The 1,431-nt window shown below is 66.4% G+C and carries 1 protein-coding gene; it reads left to right on the forward strand.

The features are described 5' to 3' along the window. Positions 1-1,431 (forward strand): adenosylhomocysteinase (gene ahcY / locus FKN01_RS32155; protein WP_143626173.1); only part of this gene is annotated, 1,431 nt, incomplete at its 5' end.

Raw genomic sequence — 1,431 nt, forward strand, 5'->3', positions numbered from 1 at the left:
TTCAAGGTCGCCGATCTCTCCCTCGCCGCTTTCGGGCGGAAGGAGATCACGCTTGCCGAGCACGAGATGCCGGGTCTGATGTCGATCCGCAGGGAGTACGCCGCGGCGCAGCCGCTGGCGGGTGCCCGGATCACCGGTTCGCTGCACATGACGGTGCAGACGGCGGTGCTGATCGAGACGCTGGTCGCTCTCGGCGCGCGGGTGCGCTGGGCTTCCTGCAACATCTTCTCCACTCAGGATCACGCGGCTGCGGCGATCGCGGTCGGGCCGGACGGCACTCCGGAGGCGCCGGCGGGTGTTCCGGTGTTCGCGTGGAAGGGGGAGACGCTGGAGGAGTACTGGTGGTGCACGGAGCAGGCGCTGACCTGGCCGGACACCCCGACGGGCGGTCCGAACATGATTCTGGACGACGGTGGTGACGCCACCCTTCTCGTCCACAAGGGTGTCGAGTTCGAGAAGGCGGGCGCGGCCCCGGACCCGGCGACGGCGGACAGCGAGGAGTACGCGCACATCCTCACGCTGCTGAACCGGACGCTGGGTGAGTCGCCGCGGAAGTGGACGCAGCTGGCCTCCGAGATCCGTGGCGTGACGGAGGAGACCACGACGGGTGTGCACCGCCTGTACGAGATGCACCGCGAGGGCACTCTCCTCTTCCCGGCGATCAATGTGAACGACGCGGTGACGAAGTCGAAGTTCGACAACAAGTACGGCTGCCGTCACTCCTTGGTGGACGGGATCAACCGCGCGACCGATGTCCTGATCGGCGGGAAGACGGCGGTGGTGTGCGGTTACGGGGATGTGGGCAAGGGGTGCGCGGAGTCCCTGCGGGGTCAGGGTGCCCGGGTGATCATCACGGAGATCGACCCGATCTGCGCGCTGCAGGCGGCGATGGACGGTTACCAGGTCACCACTCTTGACGAGGTGGTGGAGCAGGCGGACATCTTCGTCACGACGACGGGCAACAAGGACATCATCATGGCCTCGGACATGGCCCGGATGAAGCACCAGGCGATCGTGGGGAACATCGGTCACTTCGACAACGAGATCGACATGGCGGGCCTGGCGGGGATCGAGGGCATCGTCAAGGACGAGGTCAAGCCGCAGGTCCACACGTGGACGTTCCCTGATGGCAAGGTCCTGATCGTGCTGTCGGAGGGGCGTCTGCTGAACCTGGGCAACGCGACGGGGCACCCGTCGTTCGTGATGTCGAACTCGTTCGCGGACCAGACGCTGGCGCAGATCGAGCTGTTCACGAAGCCCGAGGAGTACCCGACCGATGTGTATGTGCTGCCCAAGCACCTGGACGAGAAGGTCGCCCGGCTCCACCTCGACGCGCTCGGCGTGAAGCTCACGACGCTCCGCCCGGAGCAGGCCGCGTACATCGGTGTCGAGGTCGACGGCCCGTACAAGCCCGACCACTACCGCTACTGA

This window comes from Streptomyces sp. 130, from assembly GCF_007096885.1.
Taxonomy (GTDB): domain Bacteria; phylum Actinomycetota; class Actinomycetes; order Streptomycetales; family Streptomycetaceae; genus Streptomyces.